Below are 17,912 nucleotides of genomic sequence, written 5' to 3' on the forward strand. Positions count from 1 at the left end.
ATATAGTCAATTAGTGAATCCGTGTCTCCCGATCACCGCAGGCCGGCGAGCGTCGCGACCCGCAGCGCCGTGTGCAGCTCGCGACGCACACCGCCGTCGGCGAGGTCGACGTCGGCGATGGCGCGGATCCGGTCGAGTCGGTAGTAGAGGGTGCTCCGATGCACGTGGAGCTCCTGGGCGGTGCGCTGCGCATCGCATCCGCAGTCCAGATAGGCCTCGAGCGTGTGCGCGAGATCGGGGCCGGACTGCGCATCGAGGAGGCGCTGCACGGCTTCTGGCAGGTCGGTCAAGGCGAGCTCCGCGAGCGGCAGTTGCAGCAGGACGCGGTCGAGGCCGAGGTCCGCCCAGTGCGCGACGCTCCCGCGGTCGTCGTCGACGACCGCGGCGCGCTGGGCGATCCGTGCCTCTCGGAGGGAGCGGAAGGCTGCCGCGAGCGGGGCGTGCGCGCCGCCGATCCCGGCGCGCAGCGCGGAGAACGCCGGCTGGGCGAGCAAGGCGGTGAGGCGGTCGGCGTCGATCTCATAGGGCACGGCGATCACGGCCTCGCCGTCGATCACTGCCCCGACCGCCTTGAGCGTGGGGAACACCGGGATGCTCGCCACGGCCCTGTCCAGCAGCAGCCGCAGGGTCGCCACGCTCGCGGCGGCGCCGGGGGCGACGGCGAGCGAGATCGCGGTGTAGTGCGGGGCGGGGGAGAGCAGGCCGCTCGTGAGCAGTTCGTCCGCGGCCCGCGCCCGGTGCTCCGTGCCGCCGCCGAACAGCGCGGAGAGCAGGCGCAGGGCCCTGTCCTCGTCCTGCCGGTTGCCGAGCGCCATCGCCGCGAGCACCACGCCGAGCTGCTCGCGCCCGGTGCGCAGCACCTCGTCGTCGGCGACGGGCTCGTGCCCGTCGGGGATCGTCGACGAGACGTAGCCGACGAGGTGGCCGTCGTGCCGGATCGGCGCGACGAGCCTGGTCTGCCCGCCCTCGATCGCCGGGATCAGCACGGGTCCGTCGGCCTGGCCGACCCGGAACTCCTTGATCGACTCCCTCGCGCGGGACGACCCGCGGTGGGCCAGGATGATCGCCAGCCGCGCGTGGTCGACATCCCCGTCGTGCACGCTGAACGCGGTGACCGTGAACTCCGCGTCGAACACGATGATGGGTCGTCCGAGCCGGTCCGCATAGGCCTGCACCTGCGCTTCGAGCGTCATCGCCCGCCTCCCTGTCTTCCTGCGCTCCCCGCTGTCCGCCGGAAGCCGTCGCGAACCCCTGCGAGGTGTGAGCGCGAGCGCCCGCGTTGCAGGGAATCGGGAAATAGATCTATATTCATTATATTCATTTCTTGAGAGGCGATGCGATGGCAAAGATGACAGGCGGCGACGCGCTCACCCTGGCACTGCTCAGCGAGGGTGTCGAGACGGTCTTCGGGATCCCGGGCGTGCAGCTGGACGGGCTCACCGACGGGATGTACCGCAAGAGGGACGAGATCGACCTGATGGTCCCGCGGCACGAGCAGAGCACGACCTACATGGCGGACGGCTACCACCGGGCATCCGGCAAGCCGGGTGTCGCGATGGTGGTCCCCGGTCCCGGCGTGCTCAATGCCGGCGCCGGCATGGCGACGGCTTATGCGTGCTCCTCGCAGGTGATGCTGCTGGCCGGCACGATCCCCTCCCGTCTCGTCGGCGGCGGCCTCGGTGCGCTGCACGAGATCCCGCGTCAGACGGAGACCGTCGAGGGCCTGACGAAGTGGTCGATGCGCCCCACCAGGGCCGAAGAGATCCCCGAGCTCGTGCACGAGGGCTTCCGGCAGATGCGCACGGGGCGTCCCCGCCCGGTGGCGCTCGAGCTCGGACCCGACCTGCTGCACGCCGAGATCGACGTCGAGGTCGGCGACCCGTTCGCGGTGGACGCGCCGGTCGCCCCCGCCGAAGACGTGACGGCGCTCCTGCGCCTGCTCGCCGAGAGCGAGCGCCCTGTCCTGCACGTCGGCGGCGGCGTGCGCGGGCATCGCGCGTTCGCGCTGATCGCCGCGCTCGCCGAGAAGCTGGACGCCCCGGTGGTCATGAGCGAGAACGGCCGCGGCTCGATCGATGCGCGGGATCCGCACGCTCTGCCCGCCTTCGCCCTCTGGGAGCTGCGCGCGACGGCGGATCTCGTGATCTCGTTCGGCAGCCGCTTCCTCACCCCGTTCGGGCAACAGGTGAACGTCGGGGAGGCGAAGGTCGCACTCGTGAACGTCGAGGCGGCCGATCTCGGCGCGCCCCGGAAGCCCGACCTCGCGATCCGGGCCGACGCCACCGCGGTGCTCGAGGCGCTCGTCGCCGAGACGCCGGTGCGCGTGGGCTGGGGCGAGGAGCTGCGCCGCCTCCGCGCCGAATGCGAGGAGCGGATCCGCGAGCGCGTCGCGCCGCAGATGGCCTTCGTCGACGCCATCCGCGCCGCCCTGCCCGAGGACGGCGTGTACGTCAACGAGCTCACCCAGATCGGATACGTCTCGACGTACGGCTTCCCCGTGCAGGCTCCGCACTCGTACGTGTGGCCCGGCTACCAGGGCACGCTCGGCTACGCGATGCCCACCGCTCTCGGCGCGGCGGTCGGCGCGGGCGGGCGCCCCGTCGTCGCCGTCACCGGGGACGGCGGGATCGGCTGGTCGCTGCAGGAGTTCGCGACCGCCAAGCGCTACGGGATCCCCCTGGTCACGGTGCTGTTCGAGGACGGTCGGTTCGGCAACGTGTGGCGCATCCAGCGCGACACGTACGGCGGACGGTTCATCGGCTCCGAGCTCGTGAACCCCGACTTCGCGGTGCTCGCGCAGGCGTTCGGCATCGACTTCGTCGACGTCGAGGATGCGGACGGCGTCCGCACGGCGATCGAGGCCGCGATCGCGGCCCGGCGCCCGGCGATCGTCCGGGTGCGGGTGGACGTCTTCCCCTCGCCCTGGTCGCTCATCCACGAGAAGCACTGATCCGCGCGGGGGCTGCGGCGGCCGGCGGCGGAGCGATCCCGCCCGGCCGCGGCAGCCCCCGATCCGGTGTCCGGTGACGCGCCGGCGTGATCCGGCGCGGCTCATCGAGGGCCGACGTGCGCCAGGGCGAGCGCGGCGAGCGCCGCGGCCTGATCCGCGAGCACGCCGTCGTCGAACAGCGCGCGGGGGGAGTGGTTCATCTCCGCCTCGTCGGGATCGATCCCGGCGGGGGTGGCGCCGAGGAAGAGGAACGCGCCAGGCACCTCGTCGAGAACCGCGGAGAAGTCCTCCGACGCCATCGAGGGCTCGGTCGCGAGCGCCGCGCGCTCCGGGCCGAGAAGCCCGCCGATCGTGGCGAGCGCCCGCTCCGCGCAGGTCTCGTCGTTGACGGTGACCGGATAGACCGTGCGGAACGAGACCGTGGCGCGGCAGCCGTGCGCGGCCGCGATCCCCTCCGCGAGGGCGGGCAGCTCGGCCTCCAGCGTCCGTCTGCTGCGCTCCGAGAGGATGCGGATCGTCGCGCCGAGGGAGGCCGTGTCGGGGATCGCGTTGATGATCTCGCTGCCGGCGAGCTTCGTGACCGAGAGGACGACCGGATCCGAGGTCAGGAAGCGGCGGGTCGCGAACGCGTGCAGGGCGAGGACGATCTGCGCGACGGCCGGTACAGGGTCGACCGCCTGATGCGGGCGGGATCCGTGTCCGCCGCGGCCCTCGACCACGACCTCGAGCGCGCAGGCTCCCGCCATGATCGTGCCGCCCCTGGTCGAGAACACCCCGGCCGGCCCGGGAAGCACATGGACGCCGTAGGCCGCCTCGACGCGCGGCCCCGCCGCGTCGAGGACGCCCTCGCGGATCATCCGCAGCGCGCCGCCTCCGGCCTCCTCTCCCGGCTCGAACATGAGCACGACCGAACCCGTCAGCCGCTCCCGGCGTGCGGCCAGCAGACGTGCCGCGCCGACGAGGCCCGCCGTGTGCAGGTCGTGCCCGCAGGCGTGCATGACCCCCTCGACGCCCGAGGCGTAGGGGAGTCCGGTGCGCTCCTGCACCCGGAGGGCGTCCATGTCGGCGCGCAGCAGCACGGCGGGACCGGGGCGGGCGCCGCGCACGACGGCGGTGATCGAGGAGAAGTCACCCGGGCCCGCAGTCGCCTCGAGGCCGAGCCCGTCGAGGGCGTCGAGCACGGCCCGCTGCGTGCGGGGGAGGGCGAATCCCGCCTCGGGATGGGCGTGCAGGGCCCGCCGCAGGGCGACGAGTTCGGGCAGGAGGGCTCCGGCGTCGGCGCGGAGCGCAGCGGGATCCGTCATGAGGACTCCTTCGTCCCTGGTCGACGATCCGAGGCCGTCGATGGTCATTGGATATGATGAATATATCCAATAGATGGTGCGCCGACGCGGGTCACCTCATACTCTGTACTCACGCGTGGCCGGCTCGGGGTCACCGCAGGGATCACCGGGGGAAAAGTCATGACGCAGATCACCAACGCCGCTGTCGCCGTGCAGGTCGCGAAGTCGCTCGAGGACGAGATCGTCTCGGGCGGCTGGAAGGCGGGGCACTTCATCGGGCGGCGGCAGGAGCTCGCCACCCGGTTCGGAGTGGCGCCGGCGACCCTCGGCGAGGCCATCCAGCTGCTCCGTTCGCGCGGCGTCGTCGATGCGAAGCCCGGTCCCGGTGGCGGAATCTTCGTCGCGTCGCGCTCGCCGTTCATGCAGCTCAGCGACCAGCTGCTGCAGCTGCGCGAGGGCAAGGCGACGGCGAGCGACTGCCTCCGGGTGCTGGACGCGCTGGACGGGCTCGTGCTGCACGATGCGATCGAGCATGCGGGCGACGATGACATCGCCGAGATCACAGCGCTCGCCGATCGGCTCCAGGCCGTGTGGGACACCGACAAGGGGCCGTCGGCGATCTGGGCGCTGCACGCGCGGATCGCCCTGATCACCCCGAACGAGCTGCTGCGAAGCCTCTACACCAACCTCGTCGACTACATCATCGCCGAGCAGCTCGAAGGCGCCACGGCGCCCAGCACGCCGGAGCGGCTGCGCACCCACCTGGACTTCGCGGCGGCGGTCGCCGGACGCGATCACGCCCTCGCGCGCTCCGCGGCCGAGCGGCACCGGCATTCCTCGGTCGCCACGCTGCTCTCCTGAGGGTTCGGAGGGGGCTGCGCGGGTTGACAGGACGACGCGTCTTCAATAATGTTCATATTCATTATTAAGAATTAACTTCCGCCCCCGAGGAGGACGCATGCCGCTCGAGTTCCGAGGCGTCGTCGATGAGATGCTGCAGACCCCGAACCGTCCCTCCGGGGCGACCCCGCCGCCCATCCGGCTCTCCCAGAACGAGATGCCCTGGACGCCGTCGGCGCCGATCGTGGCGGCGATGTCCGCGGCGGTCGAGACGTCGCACCGCTACCCCGACTACCACCGTGCCGCGGCCCGCGCCGCGATCGCCGGAGCGCTCGGCGTCGACCAGGACCGGGTGGCCGTGGACAACGGATCCGGATCGCTCCTGCACGGTCTCGCGCGACTGGTCTGCGAGCCGGGCGTGCACGGCGTCTACCCCGCGCCGTCCTTCGAGGCGTACAAGGCCGCGCTCGGTCTCGCCGGGGCCGATGCGACCGCGGTCGGTCTCGCCGAGGACGGCGCCATGGACCTCGCGGCGATGGCCGCCGCGATCCGCCCCGAGACGCGCATCGTGTACCTCTGCAACCCGAACAACCCGACCGGCGGCCTGATCCCGGTCGAGGGCCTGCGGGAGTTCCTCCGAAGCGTGCCGGAAAACGTGATCGTCGTGCTCGACGAGGCCTACCGTGAGTTCGTCACGGACGAGCCGGTCGAGGCCGCGCTGCCGCTGCTGGACGAGTTCGACAACCTCGTGATCCTGCGCACGCTCTCGAAGTCGCACGGACTCGCCGGCATCAGAGCCGGCTATGCCGCAGCCTCCGAGCGGATCGCGGAGGCGCTGCGGCGCACCTCGGTCGGCTTCGCGCTGAACGGGATCGCCGAGGCCGCCCTCATCGCGGCCTTCAGTCCCGAGGGCATCGCGATCGCCGAGGAACGGGTGGCGACAATCGTCGCGGAGCGCGCGCGCATCGTGCGCGCCCTCGACGAGGCGGGCGTGGCGGTGCTCCCGAGCCAGTCCAACTTCCTCTTCCTCCCGGGTGACGCGGGCGCGCTCATGGCGCGCTTCGCGGAGCAGGGCGTCCTCGCCCGGCCGTTCCCGAACGCCGGCGGCGCCCGCGTCACGGTCGGCCTCCCCGCGGAGAACGACGCCGTCCTGGCCGCCCTTCTCTGACGCCCCTGATCGATCCCCGGCGCGTTGCGATCGCGCGCCGGGGATCGCCGACGGACACGATCGCACTCCTGGCGGCCCGGGTTCCGACACCGTGTCGGATCGCCCGGGAAGGACTTCGGAGCCGGGCCCGATGAGGCCCGCGCAGCGGCTTCCTACGCTGACAACACGACAGACGGAGCGGTCTGATCCCGGGTGACCGGAGGTCTCGGATCGCTCTCGCGAACGGAAGAAGAGGGCAGTGACGGCAAGCGACTTCGAACGCGACCGGCGAGCATCGATCCGGCGCTCGATGACCGGCGGGTTCGGGTGGACGGTGTTCCTCGCCGCCCTGACGCTCGTGTTCGTCTACCCGGTCTCGATGATCGCGATCGGCGCGTTCCGCGACGGCCTCCCGTCGGACGACCTGCCCTTCACGCTCGGCGGACTGCTCGCGGCGTTCCAGGATCCCGAGACCTGGAAGACCATGGGCAACTCGCTCCTGCTCGTGGTCGTGTGCGGCACGATCTCGGTCGCCGGCGGAGGGCTCTTCGCCTGGATCGCGGCGAACACCAACGTCCCCGGCCGCCGCCTGCTGACGCCCCTCATGGCGGTCAATCTGTTCGTGCCGCCGCTGTTCCACACGCTCGGCTGGATCATGCTGGGCAACCCGCAGAACGGCCTGCTGAACCAGTTCGGCCGCATGCTCGGCATGCACGGACCGATCATCAACATCCAGAGCTGGGGAGGCCTGTTCCTGCTCATGTCGCTCGGCTACATGCCGTTCGCGTACCTGCTCATGCTCGGCGCCTTCAAGAACCGGGATCAGTCGCTCGACGAGGCCGCCTCGATCAGCGGCGCGGGAGCGGTGCGGACCTTCTTCACGATCACGATCCCCTCGGTCGGACCCGCGATCACGGGGGCCGCGATCCTCATCGCCGTGCTCGTGTTCCAGTCCTTCGACAGCCCTCAGCTGATCGGGCGCCAGGCCAACATCTTCGTGTTCTCGACGCAGATCTTCCACTACGTGCGGGACCAGGCGCCCGCCGAGTACACGAAGGCCTTCGCGCTCTCGCTCGTGCTCATCGTGCTCGTGCTGCTGCTCTTCCTCGCGCAGCGCTGGATCCTCCGCGGGCGCAGCTTCACGACCCTCACCGGAAAGACCTCCCGCCGCGAGCCGCAGGAGCTCGGCCCCGTGCGCTGGGTGCTCTCCGCCCTCATCGTCGTCTTCCTGCTGCTGAACCTGATCCTGCCGCTGTTCGCGATGATCCTCGGCAGCCTGCAGCCGATCTTCGGGGTGATGAGCACCGGGCTCACATTCGACAACTACGTGCAGATGCTCACGGATCCCGAGTTCAGCTCGAGCCTGGGACTCACGGCCTGGCTCGCGGTGATCGGCGGCTTCGGCTCGATCGCGGTCGCCCTGCTCACGACCTACGTCACGGCGCGCCGCACCGGCTTCATCCGCTCGTACACGTCGTTCTCGGTGTGGATCCCGTGGGCGCTGCCCGGCATCGTCCTGGCGCTCGCGTACATGTTCGCGGTGCTCTACGTGCCGGCCTTCCGCAGCCTCTACGGGACCGCGTTCCTCATGACGCTCGTGCTCATCGTCGCGACGATCCCGGTCTCCAGCCGGATCGCCGAGGGGGCGCTCGCGCAGCTCTCGCCGGAGCTCGAGGAGGCGGGACGCACGTCCGGCGCCGGATCCTGGCGCGTGCTGATCACGATCGTGCTCCGCCTCGTCGTGCCCAGCTTCCTGTCCGGCTGGTTCCTCTCCGCGCTGTTCATCGCCGGCAACCTGTCCGTGCCGATGCTCCTCGCCCCTCCCGGACTGCAGCCGGTCTCGCTGACCGCGTTCCAGCAGTTCCTGCAGGGCAACATGTCGCAGGGCGCCGCGCTGTTCATGATCATCCTCGTCGCGGCCATGGCCGTGCTCGCGCTCGCCGCCGGCTCCATGAAGCTCGCCGCGGTCCTCCGCGCCCGCGCCGGTCGCTCCGGCCGTGCCCCCTCAGTCCCCCTCACCCGGATCACCCCCTGACACACCCGAGAGGAAGAATGATGACGTTCTCCCGCAACACCCTCCGCCTCGCCACGGCCACCCTGGCCGTCGGCGCGCTCGCAGCCCTGACCGCGTGCTCCTCCGGCACCGCCGCCGCCAAGCCGGACACACCGATCGAGGTCCCCGGCACGAGCGCCGCGGGCAACGCGCACATGAACGACCTCTACGACAAGGCCGTCTCCGGAGGCAAGACCGACATCGTGGTCTACGGCCCCAGCGTCTCCTCGCAGAAGGCCCTGTTCAAGGCCTTCACGGACCGCTTCCCCGGGATCAAGGTCGTCCAGCAGGATCAGCCGGACGCGCAGAGCATCACCAAGATCGAGACCGAGGCGCAGAGCGGCAACCGCATCGCCGACATCTACGACGGCGGCGAGTCGCCGCAGGTCGCCGCGAAGGCGGATCTGTGCACCAAGGCCGACGTTCAGACGGCTCCGGACGGCTTCGAGATCCCGACCAACTTCGACGGCCGCCTCACCTACTACGCGATGCGGTACTTCGTGTTCGTCTACAACACCGACATGGTGAAGGAGAACGAGGCGCCGAAGAACTGGAAGGACCTGCTCGACCCCAAGTGGAAGGGCAAGATCACGGTCGGCGACCCGACCGTTCCCGGCGGCATCCGCTACATCCTCACCTCGCTCATGGTGCCGGAGAGCGCGGACAAGTGGGGCAAGCCCTACGTCGAGGCGCTCGCCCAGCAGGACGTGCAGTTCGCACAGTCCGAGCCCAACGTCCCCGCGGACGTGGCCAGCGGCCGGTTCCCGATCGGCATCGCGGTCTACCAGGGCTTCTACGAGGACGTTAAGGCGAAGGGCGGCCCGGTCGCCGCGGTCTTCCCGCTCGACGACGGCGGCAACTTCATGTCGCGCACCGGCATGTGCATCGTGAACAAGGCCCCGCACGCGGACGCCGCGCAGCTCTACATCAACTGGCTGTACTCGCCCGAAGGGCAGAAGGCGCTCGCCGAGAAGAACAAGTCGTACGGCTGGACGCCGGACGCTCCCGGCCCGCAGGGCGCTCCGGCGCTGAGCAAGCTCGGACGCCTGCCGTTCTCCAACCCCGACCCGAACTTCAACCAGCCCTACTTCGACTTCATCAACGCGCAGTTCAAGAAGTAGCAGTTTCGAAAACCGACGTCCCCCAGCGAGAGAGCACTGATCGGCATGACTGAGGTCCAGGTATCAGGACTGACCAAGCGCTACGGCGGCAAGACCGCTCTGCACGGATTGGATCTGACGATCGGATCCGGCGAGTTCGTCACCCTGCTCGGCCCCTCGGGCTGCGGCAAGACGACGACCCTGCGGTGCCTGGCCGGTCTCGAGCGCCCCACGGGCGGACGCATCAGCATGGGCGATCGCATCGTCGTCGACACCGACCGGCGCACGTTCGTGCCGGCCGACAAGCGGCAAGTGGGCATGGTCTTCCAGAGCTACGCGCTCTGGCCGCACATGAGCGTGGCGGAGAATGTCGCGTACCCGCTCAAGGTCGCGAAGGTGGGGGCGGCCGAGCGCCGCACCCGCGTCGCCGACATGCTCTCCGCGGTGGGACTCGCGGGCTTCGAGACCCGACCGGTCACGGCTCTGTCGGGCGGTCAGCAGCAGCGGGTGGCTCTCGCCCGCGCTCTGGCCGCCCGGCCGGGCATCATCTTCTACGACGAGCCGCTCTCCAACCTCGACTCCAAGCTGCGCTATCAGATGGGCCAGCAGGTGCGCGCGCTGCACAACCAGTTCGAGACGACCTCCGTCTACGTCACGCACGACCAGGAGGAGGCGATCACGCTCTCCGACCGGATCATCGTGATGAGCGAGGGCGCGATCGTGCAGGACGGCACGCCGAGCGAGCTGTACGACCGCCCGAACTCGGCGTACGTCGCCGACTTCATGGGCTTCCAGAACATCCTCCCCGGAACGATCCGCGCGGTGCGCGACGGCATCGCGGACGTCGAGGTCGACGGCACCTCGCTCGTCGTCGCCGGCGTCGTGACCGATCAGGCGGCGCCGGGGGAGAGGGCCGATGTGGCCTTCCGCGCCGCGCACGCCAGGATCATGCCCGCCGATGACCTCGCTCCCGGCGCCGGGCGGTTCCGCGCGGGCGTCGAGCGCAGCACCTATCTCGGCAGCGCCGTCAACCTGCTCGTCCGCGCCGACCGGCTGCCGCTCCGCGTACGGGTCGAGACGGGCGAGATGACCGCGGACGCGGTGCCGCGCCCCGGCGACGAGTACGGCTTCGCGATCAACCCCGCCCGTGCGGTCGTGATCCCGCACCGCGCGGCGACGGCACCCGCCGAGGACGACTACCTGACCACGATGACCGATGCGATCGTCGCCGCGCACTGAGCGATCGACGCCTGAGAGGAACGCCCATGAGTGACCTGCCCACCCCCCGCTCCGACGCGCCGCGCATTCGCGAGCTCGCCGAGATCGGCGGCCGCTCCGACACGCGCGACGTGCTCGCCCATGCGACCAAGCAGGCGCGCGACGACTACGACGACTACTTCATCGTCGACATCGACGCGCACGTCTCCGAGGATCACTTCTGGGGCGAGGTGCTGAGCCTCATCGACAACGACGTCTGGCGCGACCTGGGCATGAGCCAGTACGCGGGATTCGCCGGCAACAACGCGCTCCTGAACATCCAGCCCGGCATGTCGCAGCAGAGCGTCGGCGGCCGCATCGGCCACCAGGGCCGGAAGGAGCCCACCGACGGCACGGAGGGGCACCCGTTCGTGACCGCCGCCCGGCGCGGCATGGATGCGATGGGGCTCGACTACCAGGTCGTTTTCCCGAGCGCGATGCTGCTGCTCGGCATGCACCCGCAGGACGAGGTCGAGGTCGTGCTGGGCCGCGCCTTCAACCGCTGGCTCACCGAGGTGATCCTGCCGCCGAATCCGCGCCTCAAGGGCATGCTCTACCTGCCGTACAACACGCCAGAGGTGTGCGAGGAGCTGGTGGAGCAGTACGCCGACGATCCGGGGATCATCGGCTACACGGTGTGCTCGACGCGCAACAACCCGGTGCACTCCGACGTCTACACGCGCCTGTACAAGCTCATCGAGGACAGCGGCAAGCCGCTCGCCTTCCACTCCGGCTACCACTGGGGGGACCCGTCGTTCGCGCAGCTGAACCGCTTCCTCTCGATGCACGCGCTCTCCTTCACGCACTACAACCAGATCCACGTCACGAACTGGATCATCAACGCCATGCCGGAGCGCTTCCCGAAGCTCAAGATGGTGTGGGTCGAGAGCGGCCTGGCCTGGATCCCGTTCCTCATGCAGCGCCTCGACCACGAGGTGCTCATGCGGCCGAGTGAGGCCCCCGGTCTCAAGCGCCTGCCGAGCGAGTACATGAAGGAGATGTGGTACACCACCCAGCCCATGGAGCGGACCAACATGGAGCTGCTCGAGGCCACGATGAAGTCGTTCAACGCGGAGACGCAGCTGCTCTACTCGTCCGACTGGCCGCACTGGGACTGGGACGCCCCGTCCACGATCACCCGCCTGCCCTTCCTCTCCGAGCAGGCCAAGCGCAACATCCTCGGGCTGAACGCCGCACGCGTGTTCAACCTCCCCACCGACCGACAGAAGCCCTCCGCGGAGCGCGTGCTCCAGGAGCGACCCGGGATCTCCTGACATGACTGAGAACATCACCACCACCATCTCCCCCGAGATCGCCGAGCTCTCGACGGTCGTCGCCCGCCTCGGCGAGCTCGTGCAGCACGTGAGCGACGAGGAGCGCGGAGCCGAGGTCTCCGACGAGCAGATCGCCGATGTGCTCCATGCGGCCGCGCGGCTCTTCTCCGCGAAGACCGATCGGGTCGGCAAGATCGCCTGGCCGGTCCGCGAGGACGCGCTCAACGCGACCGAGACCGTCGTGCTCGTCACGGCGCTCCTGGACGCCGCCGACGTGAACCTCTTCGACATGGCGATCTGGTACCGGAGGGCCGAATGAGCGCGCAGGTCGTCCGCCGGGACGTCGTCGTCGCGAGCCTCGCCGACCTGCGGGAGCGGGAGCGGATCATCGTCGACGTCGACGGGACGGAGCTCGGCCTGTACTTCCACGCCGGCGAGGTGCGTGCATGGCACAACGTGTGCCCGCATCAGGGCGGCCCCGTCTGCCAGGGCAAGATCATGCCGCGCACCGTGCAGCTCGTGCGCGGCGAGGGCGGGCTGAAGAGCGGAGGGCCGGGGTTCCATCCCACCGACCGCAACATCGTGTGCCCCTGGCACGGCTTCGAGTTCGACGTCCTCACCGGCAAGCACCCCGCGGACCGCCGTGTCGGGCTGCGCCCGATCCCGGTCCGCGTCGACGCGGACGACGTGATCGTCACGGTCTGACGCCACGCGCGAGCCCCCGGCCCCGTCGTCCCGCTCCCCGCGAGCAGGACGACGGGGCCGCGTCGTCTGCGGGCGCACAGGATGGCGGTCGTAGGCTGGAGGGATGAGCGACTATCTCGTCCGGCCCGCGCGGGCCGCCGACGTCCAGGGCATCTACGCACTCCTGGAGCCGCTCGTGGAACGACGCATCCTGCTCGGCAAGGACATCGCCGTGCTCTACGGCGCGGTGCAGGAGTTCGTGGTGGCGGAGGCCGACGGCCGGCTCATCGGCTGCGGCGCACTGCACGTCATGTGGGAGGACCTCGGCGAGGTGCGCACCCTGCTCGTCGAGGAGGGCTGGAAGCACCACGGCGTGGGGCGGGCGATCGTGGAGCGCCTCGAGACCCACGCGGTGGACCTCGGCCTCAGCAGGCTGTTCTGCCTGACCTTCGAGGTGCCGTTCTTCGAACGTCGCGGCTTCGCGCCGATCGGCGAGCAGGTCGTGGACCCCGACGTCTACACCCAGCTGCTGCGCAGCGGCGACGAGGGCGTGGCCGAGTTCCTGGACCTCGCGCACGTGAAGCCGAACACGCTCGGCAACACGCGGATGCTCAAGCACCTTGTCTAACCTGGAATCATGAGCCCTCGCCAGTCCGCCGCCGTCTATCGTCGCCGGCGGATCGTGGTCCTCGGCATCATCATCGTGCTGCTCGCGTTGCTGATCGTGCTCGTGTGGGCGCTCGTCGGGCGCGGCGCGTCCGGCGGGGATCCGAAGCCGGTGCCCACGACGTCGTCCACGCCGTCGCCGACGGCGTCGGTGCCTCCCGCCGCTCCGGATCCGAGCGCCGACGCGAGCCCCGACCCGGCCGCGACGACGCCGGGGCCGACGAGCACGGCGGGCGCCGGGCCGGTGCCGTGCACCGCCGCAGAGGTGCAGGTCACGGCCGTCGCCGATCACGACAGCTACTCCGCCGACGAGAACCCGAAGCTGTCGATCTCGCTGACCAACAACAGCGGCAAGGACTGCACGATGAACGTCGGCACCACGACGCAGGCGTTCACGATCACGAGCGGGAGCGACACCTGGTGGCGCTCCACGGACTGCCAGCAGACCCCGAGCGACGCGATTCAGACCATCAAGGCCGGCGCCACGATCACCAGCTCGAACCCGGTCGTCTGGGATCGCACGCGCTCGAGCGTCGACACCTGCGAGGCGACCGACCGGCAGCGCGCCCCTGGTGGCGGGGCGGCATACCGCCTGACCGTGTCGATCGGAGGGTTCCAGAGCACGAATCCGGTGCAGTTCCTGCTGAATTGAACCTGGACGGAAAGTGGGAATATGTCGCCTGGGTCCAACCTTTGGGATACCATAGAGATCAAGTCTTCGAGATCTTGACGGTTGCCATCCCCAGTGGCTTCGACAATCTCAAGCGTCCCCAGCGCATCGTCGTCCGTCGTCGAGGACTTTGAGGGCCTCTTCGATCGTCTGTCCCCAAGCGATGAGCGAAGAGGTCCTCTCCTATGCTGGAACGATGGCCGTGAAGAAGTCGAAGAAGAAGGCACCGGCCGCGGCGGACTTCCGCTCCGAGGCGCTCGCGCAGGCGCTCGAGAAGCAGGACATGGCCGCGGTGGCGCTCGCCCTGCGCAACGGCAACACGGTCGTGCCGCTGATCCGGCCCGGCGCGAGGGATGACCCGCGGGACGGCGGCGAGGTGTGGACCTACCGGGATCCGGCCACGGGCGACGTCGCGCTGCTGCTGTTCAGCGACGCGAAGCACAAGCCGGCGAACCTCCCGCCCGGCGTCGGGATCTACTCGCCGCTGTGGCTGCGCTCGTTCCTCACGACCCATCGCGAGGTGATCACGACGGTGTTCCTCGACATCGCGGGCCCGCACCCGATGCAGGCGCCTCCGGAGGAGCTGCTGCGCGCGCTCGAGGCCTGACCCGGCGTCAGAACGCGGGCACCTCGTCGTCGAGACGGCGCGGGGCACGGTGCGCCTTGACGTCGCCGAGCGCGCCGCGCAGGGTCGCTGAGCGATCGTCGATCACGTGCGCATAGCCGAGCCGGGCCGCCTCCGAGCGTCGCTGCGCCGCCTGGGTGACCGGGCGCACCTCGCCCGCGAGGCTCAGCTCGCCCACCGCGGCGAGCGTGCGCGGAACGGCATTGTCCATGAGGGAGCCGGCCACCGCGATCGCGATCGCCAGATCAGCAGCCGGCTCGACGAAGCGCACGCCGCCCACGGTCGAGACGTACACGTCCTTGTCGCTGGTCTTGATGCCGGCCCGGCGCTCGAGCACCGCGAGGACCATAGCCACACGTGATGAATCGAGTCCGTTCACGACGCGGCGCGGGTTCGGCGCCTGCGTCGGGATCGTGAGGGCCTGCACCTCGACCGGCATCGCGCGTCGGCCTTCGAGCGCGATCGCGACGCACGTGCCGGGCACGGGACGTCCGCGCGAGAGGAACAGGCTCGACGGATCCGGCACCTCCGCGATCCCGGATCCGGTCATCTCGAAGCAGCCGACCTCATCGGTCGGACCGAACCGGTTCTTGAGCGCCCGGATGAACCGCAGCGAGGTCTGCCGGTCGCCCTCGAAATGGCAGACCACGTCGACGAGGTGTTCGAGCACGCGAGGACCGGCGACCGACCCGTCCTTCGTGACATGCCCCACGACGACGATCGGGAGATCCCGCTCCTTCGCGACCCGGATGAGCGCCGACGCGACCTCGCGCACCTGCGCGGGCTGGCCTGCGGCACCATCCGACAGGGCGGAGGCGACGGTCTGCACGGAATCGACGATCACGAGCTCGGGGGAGACCTCGTCGATGTGGCCGAGGATCGTGCCGAGGTCCGTCTCCGCCGCGAGATACAGCTCGTCGTGCAGAGCGCCGGTGCGCTCGGCGCGCAGCCGCACCTGCGCCGTGGACTCCTCGCCGCTCGCATAGAGCACCCGCCTGCCGGAGCGGGCCGCGGCGGCCGCGACCTCGAGCAGCAGCGTGGACTTGCCGACGCCGGGTTCGCCGCTCAGCAGGATGGCCGCGCCGGGAACGATGCCGCCGCCGAGCACGCGGTCGAATTCGGCGACCCCGCTCGAGCGCCGTGGCGAGTCCTGCGACGTGAGCGACGTGATCGGGCGCGCCTGCCGGCCGGCGGACGGGGTCGTCGCCTCGACCCGGCGCACGATGCCGGTCTGCGCGGCCTGCTCGGTCACCGTGCCCCACTGCTGGCACTCACCGCACCGGCCCACCCATTTCGCGGTCGTCCATCCGCACTCGGTGCAGACGTACGCGGGTGCGGAGGGTTTCCGGGAGGCCATGCAGCAAGGCTAGCCGGGGGCGCCGACGCTCCGTCTCGTTACGCCGACGACGGGCGGGGCGAGGGGCGCACCGGTAGCCTCGAACCACACGACGAGGGAGCGCGCATGAGCCAGGGCACCACCACCTTCCGCACGGTCGAGGAGCAGCAGGAGCGCGTGCTCGCCGCCGCTCGCCCGCGGGCCGCGGTGTCGATCCCCGTGGATGAGGCGGCCGGGTTCACGCTCGCCGTCGACGCGGTCGCCGTGAACCCGGTGCCGGTCTTCGACAACTCCGCGATGGACGGCTTCGCGGTGCGATACGCCGACGTCGCCGCCGCGAGCGAGGCGGATCCTGTGACCCTGCGCGTGACGGCGGATCTGCCGGCGGGGAGTCCGGAGGATCCGCCCCTCGTCCAGGGATCCGCCGTGCGCATCATGACCGGATCCGCGCTGCCGACCCAGGCCGACACGATCGTCCCGTTCGAGGACACCGCCGGCGGGCTCGCGGATTCACTGCAGACCGCCGTCGTGCAGCGCGCCCCGCGCGCGGAGGGGGCGCACGTGCGCCGGGCCGGGGCCGATGCGGCCGCCGGCTCCGTGGCGCTGCCCGCCGGCGCGCTCCTCGGACCGCGGCAGCTCTCGGCGCTCGCCTCGATCGGGATCGCCGAGGTGCAGGTCGCGCCACGGCCGCGGGTGGCCGTGGTGTCGACCGGATCCGAGCTGGTGCCTCCCGGCGCACCGCTGCAGCGCGGGCAGATCCCCGAGTCGAACGGCGTGCTGCTGGCCGGCCTCGCAGCCGAGGCCGGGGCCGAGGTCGTGCTGCGCGAGGTCGTCGGCGACGAGGGCGACGGGCCCGCCGAGGCTGCCGCGCGGGCCGCGGCGCTCGGCGCGGACGTGGTGATCTTCTCCGGCGGGGTGAGCGCCGGCGCGTACGAGGCCGTGCGGCTGAGCATGGGCGAGACGATGGAGTTCGTCGCGGTGGCGATGCAGCCGGGCAAGCCGCAGGCGTTCGGCGCGACCGCCGAGGGCATGCTGCTGTTCGGGCTGCCCGGCAACCCGGTCAGCGCCGCGGTGTCGTTCGAGACGTTCGTGCGCCCCGCGCTGCTGCGGCTTCAGGGCCGGGCCGAGGTGCACCGCACGCCCCGCCGCCTGCCCGCGGGCGCGGCCTGGCGCACCCCTCCGGCGCGCCGCCAGTATCTGCCGGCCGTGATCGTCGATGGCGCGGTCGTGCCGGCGACGCGAGGTGGATCCGGCTCGCACCTCACAGTGGGGCTCGCCGGTGCCACCGCCTACGCGATCGTTCCCGCCGAGGTCGAGGCGGTCGAGGTCGGGGATCTCGTCGACGTGTGGGAGCTGCACTGAGCACGCCCGCGGGAGCCGTCGGCGCCCTCGTGCTCGTGGGCGGTCGCGCGCGGCGCTTCGACGGCGCCGTCAAGCCCCTGCTGGAGCTCGGCGGATCGACGCCGTGGCAGCGCACGCTCGCCGCACTCGGGGAGAGGGAAGTCGCCCCGGTGGTCGCGGTGGGGACCGCCTGGGACACCGATGAGGCCGCACCGACGGCCGGCGCCGTGTCCGTCCCAATGATCTGGGTACGGGAGGATCCGCCCTACGGCGGGCCCGTCGCGGCGATCGCGGCGGGGCTGCCGCTGCTCGCCGAGGCGGAGTGGACGCTGCTGCTCGCCGGGGATCTCGTGCATCCGGCCGACGTCGTGCGGACGCTGTGCGACGCCGTGCGGGCGGACGTGGGGGAGAACGCGGTGGACGACGCCCCTGACCCCGTCGATGCGATCGTGTTGCGCGCCGACGACCGCGCGCAGTGGCTGGCGGGCGCCTACCGCGTCGCGGCGGTGCGCGCCGCGCTCGCCGCGATCGCGGAGCCGTCGGGCGCCGCCGCCCGCGAACTGCTCGGAGGGCTTCCGACCCGGTGGATCGCGGACGAGGATGGCATCACGGCCGACATCGACACCCCCGCCGCCTTTCCCGAACCGCTATGGTCCAGAGACCCGAGAACGAGGAGAACGACATGA

Annotated in this window: 17 protein-coding genes; 14 read left to right on the forward strand and 3 right to left on the reverse strand. The window is 70.9% G+C overall.

Features of this window, described 5'->3' with window-relative positions; genetic code table 11:
* Positions 1–32: 32 nt before the first annotated feature.
* Entirely contained in the window at positions 33–1,193 is a 1,161-nt protein-coding gene (locus CQ044_RS14505) for a CdaR family transcriptional regulator (protein ID WP_105689117.1), read from the reverse strand.
* Between the two features lie 146 nt (positions 1,194–1,339).
* On the opposite strand from CQ044_RS14505, the gene CQ044_RS14510 reads away from it, so the two are divergent.
* Entirely contained in the window at positions 1,340–2,950 is a 1,611-nt protein-coding gene (locus CQ044_RS14510; RefSeq protein WP_105689118.1) for a thiamine pyrophosphate-binding protein, read from the forward strand.
* A gap of 101 nt (positions 2,951–3,051) precedes the next feature.
* On the opposite strand, the gene CQ044_RS14515 is transcribed toward CQ044_RS14510, so the two are convergent.
* A complete protein-coding gene (locus tag CQ044_RS14515; protein WP_105689137.1) occupies positions 3,052–4,254 on the reverse strand; it encodes a M20 family metallopeptidase in 1,203 nt (400 codons plus the stop codon).
* A 159-nt stretch (positions 4,255–4,413) separates the two neighbouring features.
* Between CQ044_RS14515 and CQ044_RS14520 the strand changes: the two genes are divergently transcribed.
* The 11 genes from CQ044_RS14520 (at position 4,414) to CQ044_RS14570 (ending at position 14,531) form a co-directional block, all read left to right on the forward strand.
* A complete protein-coding gene (locus tag CQ044_RS14520; protein WP_105689119.1) occupies positions 4,414–5,094 on the forward strand; it encodes a FadR/GntR family transcriptional regulator in 681 nt (226 codons plus the stop codon).
* Between the two features lie 97 nt (positions 5,095–5,191).
* Positions 5,192–6,241, forward strand: a complete 1,050-nt coding sequence (locus CQ044_RS14525; protein ID WP_105689120.1) for a histidinol-phosphate transaminase — start codon at positions 5,192–5,194, stop codon at positions 6,239–6,241.
* A 238-nt stretch (positions 6,242–6,479) separates the two neighbouring features.
* A complete protein-coding gene (locus tag CQ044_RS14530) occupies positions 6,480–8,255 on the forward strand; it encodes an iron ABC transporter permease (protein ID WP_105689121.1) in 1,776 nt (591 codons plus the stop codon).
* A 20-nt stretch (positions 8,256–8,275) separates the two neighbouring features.
* Complete coding sequence (locus tag CQ044_RS14535) at positions 8,276–9,394, forward strand: ABC transporter substrate-binding protein (RefSeq protein WP_045270744.1); 1,119 nt, start codon at positions 8,276–8,278, stop codon at positions 9,392–9,394.
* Positions 9,395–9,439: 45 nt separating this feature from the next.
* Complete coding sequence (locus CQ044_RS14540) at positions 9,440–10,612, forward strand: ABC transporter ATP-binding protein (RefSeq protein WP_105689122.1); 1,173 nt, start codon at positions 9,440–9,442, stop codon at positions 10,610–10,612.
* A 26-nt stretch (positions 10,613–10,638) separates the two neighbouring features.
* Positions 10,639–11,904 carry an amidohydrolase family protein gene (locus tag CQ044_RS14545; protein WP_105689123.1) on the forward strand — a complete coding sequence of 422 codons (1,266 nt, stop codon included), beginning with the start codon at positions 10,639–10,641 and terminating at the stop codon, positions 11,902–11,904.
* Position 11,905: 1 nt separating this feature from the next.
* On the forward strand, positions 11,906–12,223 hold the full coding sequence (locus CQ044_RS14550) for a hypothetical protein (protein WP_105689124.1): 318 nt from the start codon (positions 11,906–11,908) through the stop codon (positions 12,221–12,223).
* Positions 12,220–12,609, forward strand: coding sequence for a Rieske 2Fe-2S domain-containing protein (locus CQ044_RS14555; protein ID WP_045270741.1), 390 nt, complete (start codon positions 12,220–12,222; stop codon positions 12,607–12,609). The genes CQ044_RS14550 and CQ044_RS14555 overlap by 4 nt, the downstream gene beginning before the upstream one ends.
* 103 nt (positions 12,610–12,712) lie before the next feature.
* Positions 12,713–13,216: an amino-acid N-acetyltransferase gene (locus tag CQ044_RS14560; protein ID WP_105689125.1), complete on the forward strand. Its 504-nt coding sequence runs from the start codon at positions 12,713–12,715 to the stop codon at positions 13,214–13,216.
* Between the two features lie 9 nt (positions 13,217–13,225).
* A complete protein-coding gene (locus CQ044_RS14565) occupies positions 13,226–13,906 on the forward strand; it encodes a hypothetical protein (RefSeq protein ID WP_105689126.1) in 681 nt (226 codons plus the stop codon).
* A 214-nt stretch (positions 13,907–14,120) separates the two neighbouring features.
* The gene (locus CQ044_RS14570; protein WP_045270738.1) at positions 14,121–14,531 is read left to right on the forward strand and encodes a dehydrogenase; all 411 of its coding nucleotides are present in this window, start codon (positions 14,121–14,123) and stop codon (positions 14,529–14,531) included.
* Positions 14,532–14,538: 7 nt separating this feature from the next.
* On the opposite strand, the gene radA is transcribed toward CQ044_RS14570, so the two are convergent.
* Complete coding sequence (radA, locus tag CQ044_RS14575; RefSeq protein WP_105689127.1) at positions 14,539–15,906, reverse strand: DNA repair protein RadA; 1,368 nt, start codon at positions 15,904–15,906, stop codon at positions 14,539–14,541.
* A 105-nt stretch (positions 15,907–16,011) separates the two neighbouring features.
* Between radA and glp the strand changes: the two genes are divergently transcribed.
* A complete protein-coding gene (glp, locus tag CQ044_RS14580) occupies positions 16,012–17,247 on the forward strand; it encodes a gephyrin-like molybdotransferase Glp (protein ID WP_105689128.1) in 1,236 nt (411 codons plus the stop codon).
* Complete coding sequence (locus CQ044_RS14585) at positions 17,232–17,912, forward strand: molybdenum cofactor guanylyltransferase (protein WP_181158333.1); 681 nt, start codon at positions 17,232–17,234, stop codon at positions 17,910–17,912. Before glp ends, CQ044_RS14585 begins: the two co-directional genes overlap by 16 nt.

The sequence above is a fragment of the Microbacterium sp. MYb64 genome (assembly GCF_002979495.1).
GTDB classification, from domain to species: Bacteria; Actinomycetota; Actinomycetes; order Actinomycetales; family Microbacteriaceae; genus Microbacterium; species Microbacterium azadirachtae_A.